The 17,521-nt window shown below is 36.6% G+C and carries 19 protein-coding genes and 5 tRNA genes; 23 read left to right on the top strand and 1 reads right to left on the bottom strand.

What is annotated here, in order from left to right; genetic code table 11:
• Nucleotides 1–128 precede the first annotated feature (128 nt).
• Together DN064_RS05600 and DN064_RS05595 are read left to right on the top strand one after the other, a co-directional pair.
• Nucleotides 129–1,253 carry an FIST signal transduction protein gene (locus tag DN064_RS05600; protein WP_115461643.1) on the top strand — a complete coding sequence of 375 codons (1,125 nt, stop codon included), beginning with the start codon at nucleotides 129–131 and terminating at the stop codon, nucleotides 1,251–1,253.
• Nucleotides 1,250–2,980, top strand: a complete 1,731-nt coding sequence (locus DN064_RS05595) for a PAS domain-containing hybrid sensor histidine kinase/response regulator (protein ID WP_115461642.1) — start codon at nucleotides 1,250–1,252, stop codon at nucleotides 2,978–2,980. The genes DN064_RS05600 and DN064_RS05595 overlap by 4 nt, the downstream gene beginning before the upstream one ends.
• On the opposite strand, the gene DN064_RS05590 is transcribed toward DN064_RS05595, so the two are convergent.
• Nucleotides 2,977–4,677: a glycoside hydrolase family 43 protein gene (locus tag DN064_RS05590; RefSeq protein ID WP_115461641.1), complete on the bottom strand. Its 1,701-nt coding sequence runs from the start codon at nucleotides 4,675–4,677 to the stop codon at nucleotides 2,977–2,979. The genes DN064_RS05595 and DN064_RS05590 overlap by 4 nt on opposite strands.
• A gap of 60 nt (nucleotides 4,678–4,737) precedes the next feature.
• Here DN064_RS05590 and DN064_RS05585 point away from each other — a divergent pair, with 60 nt between their 5' ends.
• The 21 genes from DN064_RS05585 (at nucleotide 4,738) to rplL (ending at nucleotide 17,509) form a co-directional block, all read left to right on the top strand.
• A complete protein-coding gene (locus tag DN064_RS05585; protein ID WP_115461640.1) occupies nucleotides 4,738–6,003 on the top strand; it encodes a DUF2851 family protein in 1,266 nt (421 codons plus the stop codon).
• 70 nt (nucleotides 6,004–6,073) lie between these two features.
• On the top strand, nucleotides 6,074–6,286 hold the full coding sequence (locus DN064_RS05580; protein WP_232827393.1) for a PspC domain-containing protein: 213 nt from the start codon (nucleotides 6,074–6,076) through the stop codon (nucleotides 6,284–6,286).
• Nucleotides 6,287–6,288: 2 nt separating this feature from the next.
• A complete protein-coding gene (locus DN064_RS05575) occupies nucleotides 6,289–7,311 on the top strand; it encodes a potassium channel family protein (RefSeq protein WP_115461638.1) in 1,023 nt (340 codons plus the stop codon).
• A 96-nt stretch (nucleotides 7,312–7,407) separates the two neighbouring features.
• Nucleotides 7,408–9,006 carry an alanine/glycine:cation symporter family protein gene (locus DN064_RS05570; RefSeq protein WP_115461637.1) on the top strand — a complete coding sequence of 533 codons (1,599 nt, stop codon included), beginning with the start codon at nucleotides 7,408–7,410 and terminating at the stop codon, nucleotides 9,004–9,006.
• Between the two features lie 15 nt (nucleotides 9,007–9,021).
• Nucleotides 9,022–9,885 carry a ComEA family DNA-binding protein gene (locus DN064_RS05565; protein ID WP_115461636.1) on the top strand — a complete coding sequence of 288 codons (864 nt, stop codon included), beginning with the start codon at nucleotides 9,022–9,024 and terminating at the stop codon, nucleotides 9,883–9,885.
• Nucleotides 9,886–9,902: 17 nt separating this feature from the next.
• Complete coding sequence (locus DN064_RS05560) at nucleotides 9,903–11,069, top strand: acyl-CoA dehydrogenase family protein (protein WP_115461635.1); 1,167 nt, start codon at nucleotides 9,903–9,905, stop codon at nucleotides 11,067–11,069.
• Between the two features lie 80 nt (nucleotides 11,070–11,149).
• Nucleotides 11,150–11,344, top strand: coding sequence for a 30S ribosomal protein S21 (gene rpsU, locus DN064_RS05555; protein WP_115461634.1), 195 nt, complete (start codon nucleotides 11,150–11,152; stop codon nucleotides 11,342–11,344).
• 84 nt (nucleotides 11,345–11,428) lie between these two features.
• Nucleotides 11,429–12,313: a tyrosine-type recombinase/integrase gene (locus DN064_RS05550; protein WP_115461633.1), complete on the top strand. Its 885-nt coding sequence runs from the start codon at nucleotides 11,429–11,431 to the stop codon at nucleotides 12,311–12,313.
• Between the two features lie 26 nt (nucleotides 12,314–12,339).
• Entirely contained in the window at nucleotides 12,340–12,642 is a 303-nt protein-coding gene (hpf, locus tag DN064_RS05545; RefSeq protein ID WP_115461632.1) for a ribosome hibernation-promoting factor, HPF/YfiA family, read from the top strand.
• Nucleotides 12,643–12,753: 111 nt separating this feature from the next.
• Nucleotides 12,754–12,827: transfer RNA gene (locus DN064_RS05540), tRNA-Thr, on the top strand.
• 30 nt (nucleotides 12,828–12,857) lie between these two features.
• Nucleotides 12,858–12,940, top strand: a tRNA-Tyr gene (locus tag DN064_RS05535).
• 24 nt (nucleotides 12,941–12,964) lie between these two features.
• A tRNA-Gly gene (locus tag DN064_RS05530) sits at nucleotides 12,965–13,037 on the top strand.
• A 64-nt stretch (nucleotides 13,038–13,101) separates the two neighbouring features.
• Nucleotides 13,102–13,173, top strand: a tRNA-Thr gene (locus DN064_RS05525).
• A gap of 50 nt (nucleotides 13,174–13,223) precedes the next feature.
• A complete protein-coding gene (gene tuf, locus DN064_RS05520) occupies nucleotides 13,224–14,411 on the top strand; it encodes an elongation factor Tu (protein ID WP_115461631.1) in 1,188 nt (395 codons plus the stop codon).
• 60 nt (nucleotides 14,412–14,471) lie between these two features.
• A tRNA-Trp gene (locus DN064_RS05515) sits at nucleotides 14,472–14,544 on the top strand.
• 33 nt (nucleotides 14,545–14,577) lie between these two features.
• Entirely contained in the window at nucleotides 14,578–14,772 is a 195-nt protein-coding gene (secE, locus tag DN064_RS05510; RefSeq protein WP_115461630.1) for a preprotein translocase subunit SecE, read from the top strand.
• Nucleotides 14,773–14,779: 7 nt separating this feature from the next.
• The gene (nusG, locus tag DN064_RS05505) at nucleotides 14,780–15,337 is read left to right on the top strand and encodes a transcription termination/antitermination protein NusG (protein WP_115461629.1); all 558 of its coding nucleotides are present in this window, start codon (nucleotides 14,780–14,782) and stop codon (nucleotides 15,335–15,337) included.
• Between the two features lie 69 nt (nucleotides 15,338–15,406).
• Complete coding sequence (gene rplK / locus DN064_RS05500; protein ID WP_115461628.1) at nucleotides 15,407–15,847, top strand: 50S ribosomal protein L11; 441 nt, start codon at nucleotides 15,407–15,409, stop codon at nucleotides 15,845–15,847.
• A 10-nt stretch (nucleotides 15,848–15,857) separates the two neighbouring features.
• Nucleotides 15,858–16,550: a 50S ribosomal protein L1 gene (rplA, locus tag DN064_RS05495; RefSeq protein WP_115461627.1), complete on the top strand. Its 693-nt coding sequence runs from the start codon at nucleotides 15,858–15,860 to the stop codon at nucleotides 16,548–16,550.
• A 15-nt stretch (nucleotides 16,551–16,565) separates the two neighbouring features.
• Nucleotides 16,566–17,087, top strand: coding sequence for a 50S ribosomal protein L10 (rplJ, locus tag DN064_RS05490; RefSeq protein WP_115461626.1), 522 nt, complete (start codon nucleotides 16,566–16,568; stop codon nucleotides 17,085–17,087).
• Nucleotides 17,088–17,128: 41 nt separating this feature from the next.
• Nucleotides 17,129–17,509, top strand: a complete 381-nt coding sequence (gene rplL / locus DN064_RS05485; RefSeq protein ID WP_115461625.1) for a 50S ribosomal protein L7/L12 — start codon at nucleotides 17,129–17,131, stop codon at nucleotides 17,507–17,509.
• The last annotated feature ends 12 nt before the right edge of the window (nucleotides 17,510–17,521 follow it).

Here is a 17,521-nt window from a genome sequence, read left to right as displayed (position 1 = left end):
ATAATAGCGAAGAAAAAATCTTCGCTTTTTTTGTTAAAAAATTTGGAAATTGTTTTTTTTGTAATATCTTCGACGAAATACATTTTTTATCGATAAAGTGTGTTTGCCCAATTTTAATATACCTACTTATGAAAGTCGAGCAGTTAACTTTGCACAGGGCAACGTGGTCTGATACCCTAAAAAATATAACCATACAGCCCAATTTATTTATCTTATTTGTATCTCCAAATTTTGATAAAAAACAACAGTTGGTAGATCAATTACATGCAGACTATCCAAATGCATGTATAACTGGTTGCTCAACAGCTGGAGAAATTTCAGATGTTAAGGTCGTAGATGATACAGTGTCGTTGACAATTGTAGAATTGGAACGCGTAACACCTCAACTGTATGAAGTTGAAATATCAGAGTCCTCTGCGAGTAGAGATGCTGGGATTGAATTGGCCAATGCATTACAACAAGACGATTTACAACATGTCCTTGTTTTTAGTGACGGTTTAAATGTTAATGGTGCAGAATTAGTCAACGGATTGAAGTCAATTTTAAAGTCGACAAGTATTACAGGAGGATTGGCAGGTGATGGTGCTGACTTTAAGGAAACTTTTGTTATAAATAATAATGTGATATCGGATAATGTAGTTGTAGGTCTCGGTTTTTATGGTAAATCTTTAAAGGTAGGATTTAGCTCTAAAGGTGGTTGGGATAGTTTCGGTATTGAACGAATAGTAACGCGCTCAGAGAATAATGTTCTTTACGAACTTGATGGTTTACCTGCTCTTGAATTATACAAATCATTCCTTGGCGAAAATGCTAAAAATCTTCCAAGCTCTGGATTACTTTTTCCTCTCAGTATGAGGCTTAATGAAAGTGATAAGCCTGTGGTTAGAACCATTTTAGCCGTTGATGAAGAAGCACAAAGTTTAACCTTTGCTGGTAACATTCCAGAGGGGTCCTATGTTAGACTTATGAAAGCAAATGTAAACCGATTAATTGGTGGTGCGGAAGATTCAGCCATAAAGGCTATGGAAGCTGCCAATCAGCAAGCTGAATTGGCTATTTTAATTAGTTGTGTGGGAAGAAGGTTGGTGTTAAAACAGTTGGTTGAGGAAGAAGTTGAAGTTGTAAGAGAGACTTTAGGTGAAAAACCAAAAATTACTGGTTTTTACTCATATGGCGAGATTGCACCATTTGGTAAATTCTCACCTTGTGAATTGCACAATCAAACAATGACAATTACTACGCTGTCAGAATGAAAAATCAAAACTTACATAGGCTTTTAAAACGGCAAATAAAAAAGGCCGAATTTTCAGACGCAGAACTTGAGAGGTATTCTCAGTTTTTTGAAGCTGTTAATGTTGCCTACAAGGACTTTGACAGTGATATTTCTCATGTTGAGAATATCTTAGAGCGCAGTTCCAATGAGTTATTTAAGGCCAATAAGACTCTAAAAAGGCAGATTCATAATGTTGAGTCAAAATTAGACTCTATAGTCAATAACATTGAGGGTGTAATCTTCAAAACCGATTTGGAAGGTAACTTCAAGTACCTAAATAAAGCCTGGGAAGAACTCATTGGTATTCCAATTGATAAGGCGCTTAATACTAACTATCGAGACTTACTCACTGGTATAAATCGTCGTGAGAAATTAAGACTTAACCAATTCTTTAAATCTCAGCATAAAGATTACACTACCATTTTTAAATATTTTAAGCCATCAGGCGAGAAAACATGGATTCAATTAAGGTTTATTTTAAATTATGATGAATATGGGAATCCTAGCGGGACTATTGGTACTATGACTGATGTTACTCAGTTAAAGGAGACTGAAATAGAATTGAATAATGCGAACAAAACCAAAGATGAATTTCTATCGACCATGTCGCATGAAATCAGGACACCATTGAACGCTGTTATAGGAATGTCTGAAATCTTGTTAATGGAAAAGTTTTTACCAGAGCAATTGGAAAATCTTCAGGTATTAAAGTATTCAAGTGAGCATTTATTAGCCTTGATAAATGATCTTTTAGACCTAAATAAATTGAAGTCAGAAGAAATGTCATTGGATGAGGATGATTTTAATATGGCTGAACTAGTTCAGAATATTCAGCTGCACTTTAAATTGTCGGCTTCCTCTAAGAAGCTATTCTTTAATACCAGGATAGACAAGGACATACCGTTTATGTTACGTGGGGATAGCTTGAAATTGAGTCAGGTCATTAAAAACCTCTTAAGTAATGCATTTAAGTTTACTGATAAAGGAGGAGTAACGCTCAATGTTATTAGCCTCAAGAATGTTGATGGTCACCAAACCATAAGATTTGAAGTTGAGGATACTGGTATAGGCGTTTCTTACGACAAGCAGAAGGATATTTTTAAGAGCTTTGTCCAGGCCAATAAAGATACTTCTAAGCTTTATGGTGGTTCTGGTTTGGGACTCTACATAAGTAAACAACTGTTAAAAATTCAAGATAGTAATCTTCATTTACAGAGTGAAATTGGAAAGGGTTCTAAATTTTGGTTCGATATTGAATTTAAACCCTCTACAAAACAAGTGGCTTTTAACACAAACTACATTGCTAAAACAGAAAAAATAAATTTGAAAGTACTTGTAGCAGAAGATAATAATTTGAATGCGCTTTTGTTGAGAAAACTATTTAAAAAATGGGACGTTACATATAAGATTGCTAAAAATGGATCGGAGTTGCTTAAGGTATATAAAGACGAAGATTTTGACCTAATCCTTATGGACTTGCAAATGCCAATTCTCGATGGTTATGAAACCACACGAGCCATTCGTAAACTAGATGATGAATCAAAGTCTATGATACCAATTATTGCACTTACAGCATTTATGAAATCTGAGATTCAGGATAAGACCGAACGTTATAAAATGAACGGCTATCTAAGCAAACCTTTCAATGTTAATGAGCTTCATAATTTGTTGAGTTTTTACTGTAAAAAGCAACAGCAAGTAGTTTAATCTCTAACCATCCAATCAGCATGAACCCAATCTACCTCCATGAAATCAGAGGAATCAATATTGGGTGAATGGCAGTACAGACCTAAATAAGCTCCGGTGTAACCTTTACTCAAAATAATATTGGCTTTCATGGAATGAAACTTCTTAAAAGCGATCTTATCATTGAGTCTGTATAAGAACTCATATTGTCCATTCATAGAAATAACTTTAAATTCAATAATCCCTTGGTAGTTAGTAATTGGATTTTCAGCGTTAAGAACAACCACCTTTCCTTCTGAGGCAATTTCTATAACTAGAGTCAGGGTACTAGCTGAAGTTTTCCTGAGTAAAAAATTGATGTAGTTGTCATCCTTTTGATATAAGGAGATACCTGCTTTAGACCCTACATTAGAAGGATTGAAAGAGAGTTTACTGCGATATTCAAAATCGGACTCCTTCTGCCGAAATCCCATAAGTGAGGTCTGTTTTCGATTTGCAATTGGAATGTGCGATCCAGTAATTCTCAATACACCTTGATTACTGTCAAGTTTATACCAATTATTGTTTGGAACTCTTCTGAAGCACCATTCAAGATTAAGTTTTGGGTTTTTAAAGTCATCCTTGAATTCATTCTCCAAGGATTGATTGGTATTTACAAATGGGGTGTTTTCATTCCTTTCTATCTTGCCTGAAATGGGAGCGATAACTGGCCAATAATATTTTTTTGCTTTCCATTCGAATGGTTCTTGCTCCCAAACAACAGGAACAAGAAAAGACTCTCTGCCCATGTTTGACGCACGTTTTTCATCCCCTCTGATGCCAAGAGCTACCAAATACCATTCACCATCATGCGTTTGAAATAGATCACCATGTCCTGTACTATGAACCCAGTTATCATAACTAAGGTGTCGGGTAGTAAAAATTGGATTGCGTTCATTGCTTATGTAGGGTCCGTTAATTTTTTCACTAATAGCAATAGTCACGGCGTGATTAAAACTTGTACCACCTTCTGCAATCATTACATAATACAGATTATCGTATTTATACATATGCGGTCCTTCGGCCCATACTCCTCCACAAGCTCCACGCCATAAAAAGAAACGCTCACCTATTAATTGCCAAGAATTTAAATCTAATTCCTGGAGCCAAATTTCACCTTCTCCCTCAAAATTGGGGTTCTCCGGTGCGTGGGTGCCTACGTACCATACCCTCTCGTCATCATCAAAGAAAATATCTGGATCAATACCTGGTGCACCGTCAATGACGTGAGGATCAGACCAAGGACCTGCTGGATTTTCAGCAGTAATTATGAAGTTGACGAAATCTGTGATTTGAGTGTCTTCGTGATAATACACATTCGTGGTGATGATGTAGAAGAGGCCGTTGTGGTAACGTATTGTTGGGGCATGAATGCCTCCATCTGATTGTACATCTTTCAAGTTCACCGCTCTACTAGTTTGAGATTTTCTATGCAAACCGTAACCAATGAGCTCCCAGTTGATGAGATCTGTACTCTTGTGGATTGGGAGTCCTGGAAAATATTCAAATGTTGAGTTGACTATGTAGTAGGTGCTATCAACACGACAAATAGATGGGTCTGGATGACTACCTCTTAAGATGGGGTTTAAAAATGTTTGTTGTGCAATGATGGGAAGAGAAAAAAGTAAGGCAAATAAAGTACTATACCTTATTGTGGAATTGAGAAAGAAAGACAACATAGAAAGATGTATTACTATCTAAATATAAGGATTCTAAAGAGGTTTTGTAATTTTAGAATTATGCAAGAGGAGTTCCTTCATTACATCTGGAAATACAAGCGATTTAATCAGTTAAATTTGGTTACAGAATCTGGTCAGTCCCTAAACATACTTTCTCCAGGGCAGCACAACCATGATTCAGGACCAGATTTCTTCAACGCCAAAATTATAATTGGCGATCAAGTTTGGGCAGGAAACATTGAAATTCATGTTAAATCATCAGATTGGTTTAAACACAATCACCAGTTTGATTTGGCGTATGATAGTGTTATTCTCCATGTGGTATGGGATAATGACGCGGATGTCAAACGGAATAATGGGGCCTTAATTGAAACAGTTCAGTTGAAAAATAATGTTGACAATCAACTCCTGACTCAGTATAAAGGATTAATGAATTCGAGGTCATGGATTAATTGCGAAAAGGATTTTAAGGAAGTTGACAGTTTTGTTTTGGAAAATTGGCTGGAGCGCCTATACATTGAGCGAGTGGATCAAAAGTCGCGTTCATTGGATAAATTACTTAATCAGAATCAGAACAATTGGGAACATGTTTTATTTATAAGTCTCTTTCGTTCTTTTGGTTTAAAGATTAATGCTGATGCCTTTGAAAGCTGTGCGCGTTCTATAGATTTTTCTGTAATTCAAAAAACACGCAGTGACCCCAAAGATCTGGAATCTTTGTTTTTTGGTCAATTTGGATTGTTAGATCAAAATGTCAAGGACACTTATTTTTTAGAATTGAAAGAACGGTATAATTATTTGTCTCATAAATTCAAAATTTTAAGAACTGGGGTGATACCTTTAAAATGGTCACGCTTGAGACCAGGAAATTTCCCTACCATTCGAATTGCTCAGTTTAGTCAGGTCTTAAGCAAGAAATCCAATCTTTTTTCAATTTTAATGAGTAGTAAAATTCTAGAAGACTTTTATACTGTTTTCGATGTATCTACATCTTCTTACTGGGACAATCATTACAATTTTGGAACTGCTTCTAACGCTTCTAACAAACGTCTAACTCCTGAATTTGTCAACTTGTTAATTATCAATGCGATTAGCCCAATTAAATTCTTGTATTTTAAATCAATTGGTCAATTGAATTTCAACGATGTGCTTTCTATATTGGCTGAAATTCCATTTGAGAGAAATAGCGTTACCTCAAGATTTAAGAAATTAAAGCCTCTTCCTGAAAATGCGATTTCATCCCAAGGCTTATTACAATTAAAAGGGCAGTATTGCGATAATAATGCTTGTTTGTCTTGTGCGATTGCCCATCATTTAATCCTTTGAAAAGACACCATTTTAGAGTATTATTGTGTGACTCAAATTTTAATGCTGACAGGGTTTGAAAGGCTTTTACATGTTGCTTTTATATTTCCAGAAACGTGGTTATTATGTGTGTCAACGTATTGCAGATCGTTTAGGTATAAGAGCTAAAGTTGTTAGAATTACATTTATGTATCTAACTTTTGTAACTGTGGGCTTTGGATTTGCATTGTATTTGTTTCTAGCATTTTGGATGCGAATAAAAGATATAATTTACACCAAGCGATCATCAGTTTTTGATCTGTAACAATGAAAAATCCCTTAATACGTTTATTCCGCTCTAAGTTCTACACAGCAATTACGATGCTTATAATATTGCTACTGATAGGGGTACTTGGTTATCGCTATATCTCTGACTATAGTTGGATCAACGCACTTTATATGACTGTGATCACTGTGACAACGGTTGGATTTGCTGAAGTCAACCCCTTAGATACAGAATCAAAAATATTCACCATATTTTTAATATTGACGAGTATTGTGGTGGTGGGATATGCCATTTCTATCATAACAGAGTATATATTAAGCAAAAACAATTACGAGGACATAAAACAACGAAACATGCAGAAGAAGATTGAAGCCTTGTCAAATCATATCATTATTTGCGGATATGGTAGAAACGGAAAACAAGCAGCTAAAAAATTATTAGCCTACAAACAACCTTTTGTTGTTATTGAAAAAGATAAAGAGATCATCAACCGATTTCAGGATGATCAAAACATACCCTTTGTATTTGGAAATGCGAATGAAGACGAGATACTTATTGAAGCTGGTATTAAAAGAGCCAAAACACTCATTTCTGCACTCCCAAATGATGCTGACAACTTATTTGTAGTATTATCTGCTCGACAGATCAATGGAAAATTAACCATCATAAGCAGGGCCTCTCAAGAGACTTCGTATAACAAGCTTAAGTTAGCGGGTGCTAATAATGTTATTTTACCCGATAATATTGGTGGTGATCATATGGCGTCTCTTGTGGTTGTACCAGATTTGGTGGAATTTATTGACAATCTTTCTATTATAGGTGCAGATAATATCAATATAGAGGAGGTGGCAGTTGAGAAACTCTATAATTCAGCCAAGGTGAAGACGATTAAAGAATTAGATCTAAGGAAGGTGACGGGCTGTACTGTTATTGGATTTAAAAGTGCCAGTGGAGAGTATTTAGTTAATCCTGGGGCTGGTACAGAGCTAGTTCCCAACTCAAAAATTATTGTTTTGGGAAGACCAGAGCAGATAGCTAAATTGAATTCTACTTATGACATTTAGGTTTTAAATCATTTTAACTTGTCATCTTTTAATAACTCATTTTTTTTTCCTTTCTTGCTCACTTTATCTAGCAAAATTTAACTAATCATTTACCTTATGAAGAAGAATCTTCTAGCACTTTTAGCGCTAATCATACCTTTTTTGTCAATGGCCCAAGATGGCGAAGTCGGTTTAGACCAAAAGATTGACGAGGCATTTACTCCAGTTTCCGACTTTTTTAATGATGTGATATTTTTCCTTGTTTGGGAGGATCCTGATATCCCATTTGTATTGGTGCTGCTCGTAGGAAGTGCATTGTTCTTCACTATTTATTTTGGCTTCCCAAATATTAGGTATTTCTGGAAGGCAATTAATGTGGTGAGAGGAAAGTATGATGATATTGATCACCACGTAGCTGGGAATACTGAACTAGCTATAGATGGTGATATTAAGGGCACTATTGAAGATGAGAGTAAAGAAGGTGAGGTGAGTCATTTCCAGGCTCTGGCAACCGCAGTTTCTGGAACTGTCGGTAATGGGAATATTGCCGGGGTAGCTCTGGCCATTGCTTTGGGTGGGCCTGGTGCTACATTTTGGATGATCATCTGTGGACTGTTAGGAATGTCTACCAAATTTGTTGAATGTACGCTTGGGGTGCAATTTCGTGATGTAGGAGAAGATGGTACGGTTTATGGTGGCCCCATGTATTATATATCAAAAGGGTTAAAGGCCAAAGGGTTTAAAACTTTTGGTAAAATTGCAGCAGGTATTTTTGCAGTTTTCTGTATTGGTGGATCGTTTGGAGGTGGAAATGCAGCACAGTCTAATCAAGCTACAATTGTTATCAAAGAACTTTTTAATTGGGAAAGTACTGCGGCAGGCGCCATTGTTGGTGTTGTGCTAGCCTTATTAGTTGGAATTATAATCATTGGTGGTATTAAACGAATTGCCTCGGTAACTGAGAAGGTTGTTCCTTTTATGGCCTTAATGTATGTGATTGCATGTTTGTACATTATCTTCAGTAACTTTTCATTCGTTGATGATGCGATTGCTTTAATTGTACGAGAGGCATTTAATCCAACTGCCTTTGGTGTCGGTTCTATCATGGGAGTTCTTTTAGTCGGATTCCAAAGAGCTGCGTTCTCAAATGAGGCTGGTGCAGGTTCTGCTTCTATAGCACACTCAGCTGTAAAAACCAAGTACTCCGCCTCAGAAGGATTAGTAGCCTTATTAGAACCGTTTATTGATACAGTGGTTATTTGTACCATGACGGCCTTAGTAATTATCATTTTTAACTTTGGCGGATTCTTTGAATATGGTGGCGACGGCTCAGGGTCAGTCTTTATTGATGGTGTTGCCTATGAAGGTGCCGGAATTACCTCCCAAGCCTTTGCACAATACATTCCTTATTCTAATATATTCCTAACGGTTGCTGTAGTACTTTTTGCAGTATCAACTATGATTTCATGGTCCTATTACGGACTACAATCCTGGAAGTTCTTGTTTGGAAGAGGTAAAACAGCTGACTTAGTCTATAAAATGTTATTCTTAGTATTTGTGGTTATTGGTGCTGCAGCAAGTATGGGATCCATCTGGTCTTTCTCAGATGCCATGATCTTTGCAATGATATTCCCGAATATGGTAGGTTTATTCTTCTTGTTCCCGATAGTGAAACAACAATTAAATCGTTATCTTAAGGCGATTAGAAGAGAGTAATAAAATTAAAATAGTATGAAATCCCATTTCCGTTTTTCAAAAAAACAGCGAAATGGGATTTTTCTTTTGGTACTAATTGTAGTAGGTCTACAGCTTTGGTCTTTTGTGCGTAACAATAGGTCGGCTAAGCAGTATTTTGATAATCCAGAGCTTCAGGAATGGAGACGTGAAGTAGATTCCTTAACTGCTTTAAAAGAAGCAGAAAGCCAATTTAAACTCTACCCATTTAATCCAAATTATATTTCAGATTACAAGGGATATACACTTGGTATGACTTTAGAGCAGATTGATGCCCTTCATGCATTTAGGGCACAGAACAAATGGATCAATTCCAGGCAAGAGTTTCAAAAAATAACGGACGTATCAAAGGAATGGATGGATAGTATTGCCCCCTATTTTAAATTTCCTGAATGGATATCCAAAGAACGACCTAAATCATACAATAACGATGCGTTCTCAATACCAAAGACCTATGAAGACAAGTATGATCTAAATAAAGCTACCGCTAGGCAGTTGGAGGGTATATATGGTATTGGACCTACTTTATCCAAACGCATTATTGAGTACAGAAGTAAGTTTGATGGCGGTTTTGCTGATGATATAGAATTAACTGAGATTTATGGTCTTAAGGACTCAACCATTACTAGGTTGTTAAATTACTATACTGTTAAAACTCCAAGGGATTTGGTAAAGTTTAATATTAATAGTGCATCAAGAGACCAATTGGTTCAAATTCCATACATAGACTACGAGCTTGCCTTTAATATAATTGAGTACAGAACTTTACATGAAGGCATTAAGGGAATTGAAGAATTAACAAAAATTGAAGATTTTCCTGAGAAAAAAATAAATTTGATTCGGTTATATTTGCAATTCTGAAAATTTACCCACAAATCATGTCACATTTATATTTTACTGAAGAACATAATCTGTTTAGAGAAAGCCTAAGAGACTTTCTGTCTAAAGAAGTGAGTCCACATATTGAGAAATGGGAGAAAACGGGAGAAATAGACCGATTTATCTGGAAGAAATTTGGAGATATGGGCTACTTTGGTTTAGCCTATCCAGAAGAATTTGGTGGGCTGGATTTAGATCTGTTTTACACCATCATATTACTAGAAGAATTACAGCGCATTAATTCTGGTGGATTTGCGGCAGCAATATGGGCACATGCCTACTTGGCCATGACACATGTCAATAAAGAAGGAAGTCCAGCAATAAAGGAAAAATACTTGGCTCAAAGTATCTCTGGTGATTTAATCGGTTGTTTATGTATTACAGAACCATTTGGCGGCAGTGATGTTGCGGGAATGAGGACTACGGCTGAATTAAAAGGGGATACCTATGTTATTAATGGGTCTAAAACATTTATAACTAATGGTGTTTATAGTGATTACTTGGTCGTAGCAGCCAAAACAAGCCCCGAATTAGGAAACAAAGGAATAAGCATCTTTATAATGGATAGAGATACTCCTGGTATATCTGCCACTAAACTCGATAAGCTGGGTTGGCGCGCTTCAGATACCGGTGAAATAGCTTTTGATAATGTTGAAGTTCCTGCGTCACAATTAATGGGAGAAGAAAATCAAGGCTTTCCTTATCTAATGCAACATCTGGCTCTAGAACGTTTAATTATGGGTGTTAATGCACATGCCCGAGCTGAGTTCGCGTTGGAATATGCCAAACAGTACATGAGTGAACGAACAGCTTTTGGTCGCAGTATCGACAAATTTCAGGCCCTAAGACATACTTATGCAGACTGTGAAACACAAATGGAAATTTGCAAACAGTTTAATTATTATGTGGCAGGACGATTGGACAAAGGAGATTATGTGGTTAAAGAAGCAACCATGTCTAAATTACAATCCACTAAAATGGCTGATGATGTTATCTATCAGTGTCTTCAATTTTTAGGAGGTTATGGTTATATGGAAGAGTATCCATTGGCTCGAATGCTCAGAGATAGTAGGTTGGGGCCTATAGGTGGAGGTACTTCTGAGATTCTTCGTGAAATCATTGCTAAAATGGTATTGGATGAAAAGGCGTATAAGCCAGCGACATAAAAATTGGAATTTAGATTGCAGAATTATAATATGTTAGTATATTTGCACCGCAAAATTTAAAAGAAGGGAGGTTAAGGTCTATGTTAATAATACCAATAAAAGAAGGAGAAAATATAGATAGAGCGCTGAAACGTTACAAGAGAAAGTTTGACAAAACTGGAACTAAGCGTCAGTTACAGACTCGTAAGCAGTTTACTAAACCTTCTGTAAAGAGAAGAGCTCAGATTCAAAAGGCACAATACATCCAAGGATTAAGAGATCAAGAGAATCTATAAGACTTGAATATAGATATAGAATCCCACCAAACGGTGGGATTTTTTTTGCTCTTATTTTATCTAATAAAGTAGTAATTTAGAACTATGAATGATCTTGAGGCTTTTATAAATTATCTGGAATTAGAAAAGCATTATTCTGTTCATACCGTAAAGGCCTATAAGAAAGATCTGGAATCTTTTAAAATATTTATAACTGAGGATACTTTTAATAGACCTGATACCATTATATATGGTGATATCAGATCCTGGATTATTGATATGGTGAATTCGGGAATTAGTAATCGTTCTATTAACAGAAAAGTATCCAGTCTTAATTCGTATTTCAAATTCTTGATTAAGATTGAACGCTGTAAAGTTAATCCTTTGAAAAAGCATAAGGCCCTCAAGGTTGAAAAAACAGTTCAAATTCCATTTTCAAAATCTGAGATGATACAAGTTTTAGATGCATTATCTAAGGAGTATGATTTTGTTTCCATAAGAGATAAAGCTATTGTCGAATTGTTTTACAGCACTGGTATTAGGAGGATCGAACTTGTAGATCTAAAGCTTAAAGATATCAACTGGTCAAATAGCACAATTAAAGTTCTTGGTAAACGTAACAAAGAGCGTATAATCCCGTTAATACCATCGGTAAGTGGGACACTTAAGAGTTATATCGATTTAAGAGCTGGAGTAGAACTTGCTGATTCAGAGGCGCTTTTCATTACTGAGAAAGGGGCTAAAATTTATGAAATGCTTGTTTACCGAATAATTAATAAGTATTTTAGTAGAGCTTCATCGAAGTTAAAATGCAGCCCTCATGTGCTTAGGCATTCGTTTGCTACACACTTGTTAAATGAGGGGGCTGATATTAACTCGGTAAAAGAATTGCTAGGTCATGCTAGTTTAGCAGCTACGCAAGTATATACACATAATAGTATAGCAGAATTAAAAAAGGCCTACAACAGGTCACATCCAAGGAACCAATAATAACTGTCTAACCAAAACAAAGTCGAATGAAGGTAAACACACAATCTGTAAATTTTGTGGCAGACAAAAAATTACTCGACTTTATTCAGAGGCGTCTGGATAAGCTGGAGTTGTTTTATGATAAGATCATCGAATCTGATGTATATTTAAAGGTTGAAAATACCAGTGATAAAGAGAATAAATTATTTGAAGCGCGATTAAAAGTGCCAGGGGATAGTTTCGTTGTAAAAAAACAATGTAAATCGTTTGAAGAAGGAGCTGATATTGCCGCTTCAAGTCTGGAGCGCCAACTAAAAAAACGAAAACAAAAACTCCGATCGTATCTCTAGGAAAAATTTCTAGAAATTGTTTTGATTAAAAAAATAAAACACTACATTTGCAGTCCGTTAGAAATAGCGGACTTTTTTATGCTAATTTTTTAGTTTAAAAAGGTAGAAAAAGCCGATATAGCTCAGCTGGCTAGAGCAGCTGATTTGTAATCAGCAGGTCGTGGGTTCGAGTCCCTCTATCGGCTCTTAAGTTCTTAAAAATATTAAAGTTTATTGGGGAGATTCCAGAGCGGCCAAATGGGACGGACTGTAACTCCGTTGTCTTTCGACTTCGCAGGTTCGAATCCTGCTCTCCCCACATAAATTTTTTGGATTAAATATTGCGGGAGTAGCTCAGTTGGTAGAGCGTCAGCCTTCCAAGCTGAATGTCGCCGGTTCGAACCCGGTCTCCCGCTCAAATTTTCCTGCGAAGGCAGGGTTTTTGCGCTTCATTGAGGGGTAAAATGTTAAACACTTTACGCCGGTGTAGCTCAGGGGTAGAGCGTTTCCTTGGTAAGGAAGAGGTCACGAGTTCAAATCTCGTCATTGGCTCTACTTATAAATGTAAACACTAATATTAAATAAGATAAAATAAATTAAAAATGGCAAAGGCAACTTTCGATCGTTCAAAACCACACCTTAATATAGGTACAATTGGACACGTAGATCACGGTAAAACTACCTTAACTGCTGCTATCACTAAGGTGTTAGCTGACGCAGGATTGTCTGAGGCAAAAGATTTCGATCAAATCGATAATGCACCAGAAGAAAAAGAAAGAGGTATTACAATTAATACGTCTCACGTTGAATATCAAACTGCTAACCGTCACTATGCGCACGTTGACTGTCCAGGTCACGCGGATTACGTTAAGAACATGGTAACTGGTGCTGCTCAGATGGATGGTGCTATTTTAGTTGTTGCTGCAACTGATGGTCCAATGCCACAAACTCGCGAGCACATCTTATTAGGTCGTCAGGTAGGTATCCCAAGAATCGTTGTATTCTTAAACAAAGTGGATATGGTTGACGATGAGGAGTTATTAGAATTAGTAGACATGGAAGTTAGAGATTTATTAAACTTCTATGAGTACGATGGTGATAACGGACCTGTAATCGCTGGATCTGCTTTAGGTGCACTTAACGGTGAGCAAAAGTGGGTTGATACAGTATTAGAGCTAATGGAAGCTGTTGATTCTTGGATTGAAGAGCCTGTAAGAGATATGGATAAGCCTTTCTTAATGCCTATCGAAGATGTATTCTCTATTACTGGTCGTGGTACTGTTGCCACTGGTCGTATAGAAACTGGTGTTGCCATGACTGGTGATCCTGTTGAAATCATTGGTATGGGAGCTGAGAAATTAACTTCTACTATTACTGGTATTGAAATGTTCCGTCAGATCCTTGATAGAGGTGAAGCTGGTGATAACGCTGGTATCTTATTAAGAGGTATTGAGAAAACTCAAATCTCTAGAGGTATGGTAATTACTAAGCCTGGTTCTGTAACACCACACCAAAAATTCAAAGCTGAGGTTTATATCCTTAAGAAAGAAGAAGGTGGTCGTCACACACCATTCCACAACAACTACCGTCCGCAGTTCTACGTACGTACAACTGACGTAACTGGTAACATTGCTTTACCTGATGGTGTTGAAATGGTAATGCCTGGTGATAACCTTACTATTACTGTTGATCTTATTCAGCCAATCGCAATGAACGTTGGTTTACGTTTCGCGATTCGTGAAGGTGGTCGTACAGTGGGTGCTGGTCAGGTAACTGAAATTTTAGACTAAACAATAGAATTTAATATAGATTAAGGTACTCCATTTTATGGAGTGCCTTGATTTATGTTTACGGGTTTAGCTCAGTTGGTAGAGCACTGGTCTCCAAAACCAGGTGTCGGGAGTTCGAGTCTCTCAACCCGTGCTAAGTATTCAAGCTCAATTTATTTTTAAAAAAATGGCAGGATTAATATCATACGTAAAAGATTCATTTGAAGAATTAAGAAACCATGTTACCTGGACACCTTGGACAGAGGCTCAGCGTTTAACTGTTATGGTTGCAGTTTTTTCAATTCTTTTTTCATTGGCCATTTGGGGTGTGGATACAGTTTTTAGTAGAGTAGTTGAAATCTATTTTGATCTTTTAAGTTAAGCAACACATGGCTGAAAGTAACGATAATAAAAAGTGGTATGTTGTTAGGGCTGTAAGTGGTCAGGAGAACAAAATCAAAAACTATATCGAGAATGAAATTTCAAGATTAGAGTTACAGGATTTTGTAGATGAAGTATTGGTTCCTACTGAAAAAGTGGTTCAAATCCGTAATGGAAAGAAAATTAACAAAGAGCGTGTTTACTTTCCTGGATACATTATGATAAAAGCCAATCTTAGTGGTGAGATTCCTCATATCATCAAATCAATAACCAATGTTATTGGATTTTTAGGTGAAACAAAAGGGGGTGATCCTGTACCATTAAGAGCGTCTGAAGTAAACAGAATGTTGGGTAAAGTTGATGAGTTATCACTTCAGGCAGATGCTAATATAGCTATTCCATTTACCATGGGTGAGACTGTTAAGGTAATTGACGGTCCATTTAATGGGTTTGATGGAACGATTGAAAAGATAAATGAAGAAAAGCGTAAGCTAGAAGTAATGGTTAAGATCTTTGGGAGAAAGACACCATTAGAGTTGAGCTATATGCAAGTTGAAAAAGTATAATAATTGTTACAATTATAGATCAGTGCTGTACATGGCTTCCAAAAATGTAGAGCGCAAAATTTTTTTAAAATGGCAAAAGAACTAGACAAAGTAGTTAAGTTACAAGTTCGGGGAGGTGCAGCGAATCCTTCGCCACCGGTTGGACCCGCTTTAGGTGCCGCTGGAGTTAATATCATGGAGTTCTGTAAGCAGTTTAATGCAAGAACCCAGGATAAACCAGGTAAAGTTTTACCTGTGGTGATCTCAGTTTACAAAGACAAGTCTTTTGAATTCGTGATCAAGACCCCACCAGCAGCAGTACAATTATTAGAAGCGGCCAAAGTAAAGAAGGGATCTGGTGAACCAAACCGAAAAAAAGTTGCAAAAGTCACTTGGGATCAAGTAAAGACTATTGCTGAGGACAAAATGCAGGATTTAAATGCATTTACTGTAGAATCTGCAATGAAAATGGTTGCAGGTACTGCAAGATCGATGGGTATCACTGTAAGAGGAGGAGAAGCTCCAAAATAATTTTTTTGAAATGGCAAGAGTAACAAAAAAACAAAAGGAAGCTAGAAGTAAAGTAGATAAGAACAAGCTTTATTCGTTAGAAGAAGCATCTTCTTTACTTAAAGAAATTACCTATACAAAGTTTGATGCATCTGTGGATATCGCCGTAAGATTAGGTGTGGATCCAAGAAAAGCTAATCAAATGGTACGTGGAGTAGTTTCACTACCTCACGGAACAGGTAAAGATATGAAGGTATTAGCCTTAGTAACTCCAGATAAAGAAGCCGACGCTAAAGAAGCGGGAGCTGATTATGTGGGATTAGACGAGTATCTTCAGAAAATTAAAGACGGTTGGACCGATGTAGACGTTATCGTAACCATGCCAAGTATCATGGGTAAATTAGGTCCTTTAGGAAGAATTTTAGGTCCTAGAGGTTTAATGCCTAACCCTAAAACTGGTACTGTAACGATGGATGTCGCTAAAGCGGTTAAAGAAGTTAAAGCTGGTAAAATAGACTTTAAAGTTGATAAAACAGGAATTGTTCATGCTCCAATTGGAAAAGCATCTTTTACTGCTGAAAAGCTAGTAGGTAATGCTAATGAACTACTTTCTACCTTAATGAAGTTGAAGCCGACTGCGGCTAAAGGAACTTATGTTAAGAGTATCTTCTTATCGAGTACTATGAGTCCTAGTATTGCAATTGATCCAAAAATTAACTCGTAGTAAACTTTATTAAAAATGACAAGAGAAGAAAAATCATTGGTAATTGAAGAGTTGACTGCACAGTTAGCAGATAATACAAATATCTATTTGACAGATATCTCTGGATTAAATGCGGTTGACACTACAAACTTAAGACGTGCTTGTTTCAAAGCCAACGTTAGTTTGGCAGTGGTAAAGAATACCCTTTTAGAAAAGGCTATGGAAGCCTCTGAAAAGGATTTCGGTGACTTACCAACAACTCTTAAAGGTAATACTTCGGTAATGTATTCTGAGACAGGTAATGCACCTGCTAAAGTAATTAAGGCATTCCGTAAAAAATCTGAGAGACCTCTACTTAAAGGTGCTTTTATAGAAGAATCAATCTACATAGGAGATGAACAATTAGACGCTCTAGTAGATATCAAATCTAAAGAAGAACTTCTTGGAGAGATCATTGGATTATTACAATCGCCTGCTAAGAATGTTATTTCAGCACTTCAATCTGGAGGTGGAAAATTAGCGGGTATTATTAAAACACTTTCTGAAAAGGAAGGATAAAAATTTAAATAAACACACACACTTTATAAAACGATAGAAAAATGGCAGATTTAAAAGATTTCGCAGAACAATTAGTTAATTTAACTGTTAAGGAGGTTAACGAATTAGCAGATATTTTAAAAGAAGAATATGGTATCGAGCCTGCTGCTGCTGCAGTAGCTGTAGCTGCTGGTGGCGGTGCTGCTGGTGGTGGAGAAGCCGCTGAAGAGCAAACAGAATTTGATGTAATTCTTAAAGCTCCAGGAGGATCTAAATTAGCAGTAGTAAAATTAGTTAAGGAATTAACTGGTTTAGGATTAAAAGATGCAAAAGCTCTAGTTGATGACGCACCAAGCGCTATCAAAGAAGGTGTTTCTAAAGATGAAGCTGAAGGATTAAAATCTTCATTAGAAGAAGCAGGAGCTGAAGTTGAGCTTAAGTAAGCTTAACACATA

It is taken from the genome of Winogradskyella aurantiaca, assembly GCF_003362725.1.
Lineage (GTDB): Bacteria > Bacteroidota > Bacteroidia > Flavobacteriales > Flavobacteriaceae > Winogradskyella_A > Winogradskyella_A aurantiaca.
This window is presented reverse-complemented; position numbering and strand designations above follow the sequence as displayed.

Bases quoted from the DNA above. Each gene is read 5' to 3' on its own strand.
- hpf (WP_115461632.1), top strand. From the start codon at position 12,340: ATGAAGGTAAACACACAATCTGTAAATTTTGTGGCAGACAAAAAATTA.
- DN064_RS05580 (WP_232827393.1), top strand. From the start codon at position 6,074: ATGTTGCTTTTATATTTCCAGAAACGTGGTTATTATGTGTGTCAACGT.
- DN064_RS05600 (WP_115461643.1), top strand. From the start codon at position 129: ATGAAAGTCGAGCAGTTAACTTTGCACAGGGCAACGTGGTCTGATACC.
- nusG (WP_115461629.1), top strand. From the start codon at position 14,780: ATGGCTGAAAGTAACGATAATAAAAAGTGGTATGTTGTTAGGGCTGTA.
- tuf (WP_115461631.1), top strand. From the start codon at position 13,224: ATGGCAAAGGCAACTTTCGATCGTTCAAAACCACACCTTAATATAGGT.
- DN064_RS05570 (WP_115461637.1), top strand. From the start codon at position 7,408: ATGAAGAAGAATCTTCTAGCACTTTTAGCGCTAATCATACCTTTTTTG.
- DN064_RS05560 (WP_115461635.1), top strand. From the start codon at position 9,903: ATGTCACATTTATATTTTACTGAAGAACATAATCTGTTTAGAGAAAGC.
- rplJ (WP_115461626.1), top strand. From the start codon at position 16,566: ATGACAAGAGAAGAAAAATCATTGGTAATTGAAGAGTTGACTGCACAG.
- DN064_RS05595 (WP_115461642.1), top strand. From the start codon at position 1,250: ATGAAAAATCAAAACTTACATAGGCTTTTAAAACGGCAAATAAAAAAG.
- DN064_RS05585 (WP_115461640.1), top strand. From the start codon at position 4,738: ATGCAAGAGGAGTTCCTTCATTACATCTGGAAATACAAGCGATTTAAT.
- secE (WP_115461630.1), top strand. From the start codon at position 14,578: ATGGCAGGATTAATATCATACGTAAAAGATTCATTTGAAGAATTAAGA.
- rplA (WP_115461627.1), top strand. From the start codon at position 15,858: ATGGCAAGAGTAACAAAAAAACAAAAGGAAGCTAGAAGTAAAGTAGAT.
- rplL (WP_115461625.1), top strand. From the start codon at position 17,129: ATGGCAGATTTAAAAGATTTCGCAGAACAATTAGTTAATTTAACTGTT.
- rplK (WP_115461628.1), top strand. From the start codon at position 15,407: ATGGCAAAAGAACTAGACAAAGTAGTTAAGTTACAAGTTCGGGGAGGT.
- rpsU (WP_115461634.1), top strand. From the start codon at position 11,150: ATGTTAATAATACCAATAAAAGAAGGAGAAAATATAGATAGAGCGCTG.
- DN064_RS05550 (WP_115461633.1), top strand. From the start codon at position 11,429: ATGAATGATCTTGAGGCTTTTATAAATTATCTGGAATTAGAAAAGCAT.
- DN064_RS05590 (WP_115461641.1), bottom strand. From the start codon at position 4,677: ATGTTGTCTTTCTTTCTCAATTCCACAATAAGGTATAGTACTTTATTT.
- DN064_RS05575 (WP_115461638.1), top strand. From the start codon at position 6,289: ATGAAAAATCCCTTAATACGTTTATTCCGCTCTAAGTTCTACACAGCA.
- DN064_RS05565 (WP_115461636.1), top strand. From the start codon at position 9,022: ATGAAATCCCATTTCCGTTTTTCAAAAAAACAGCGAAATGGGATTTTT.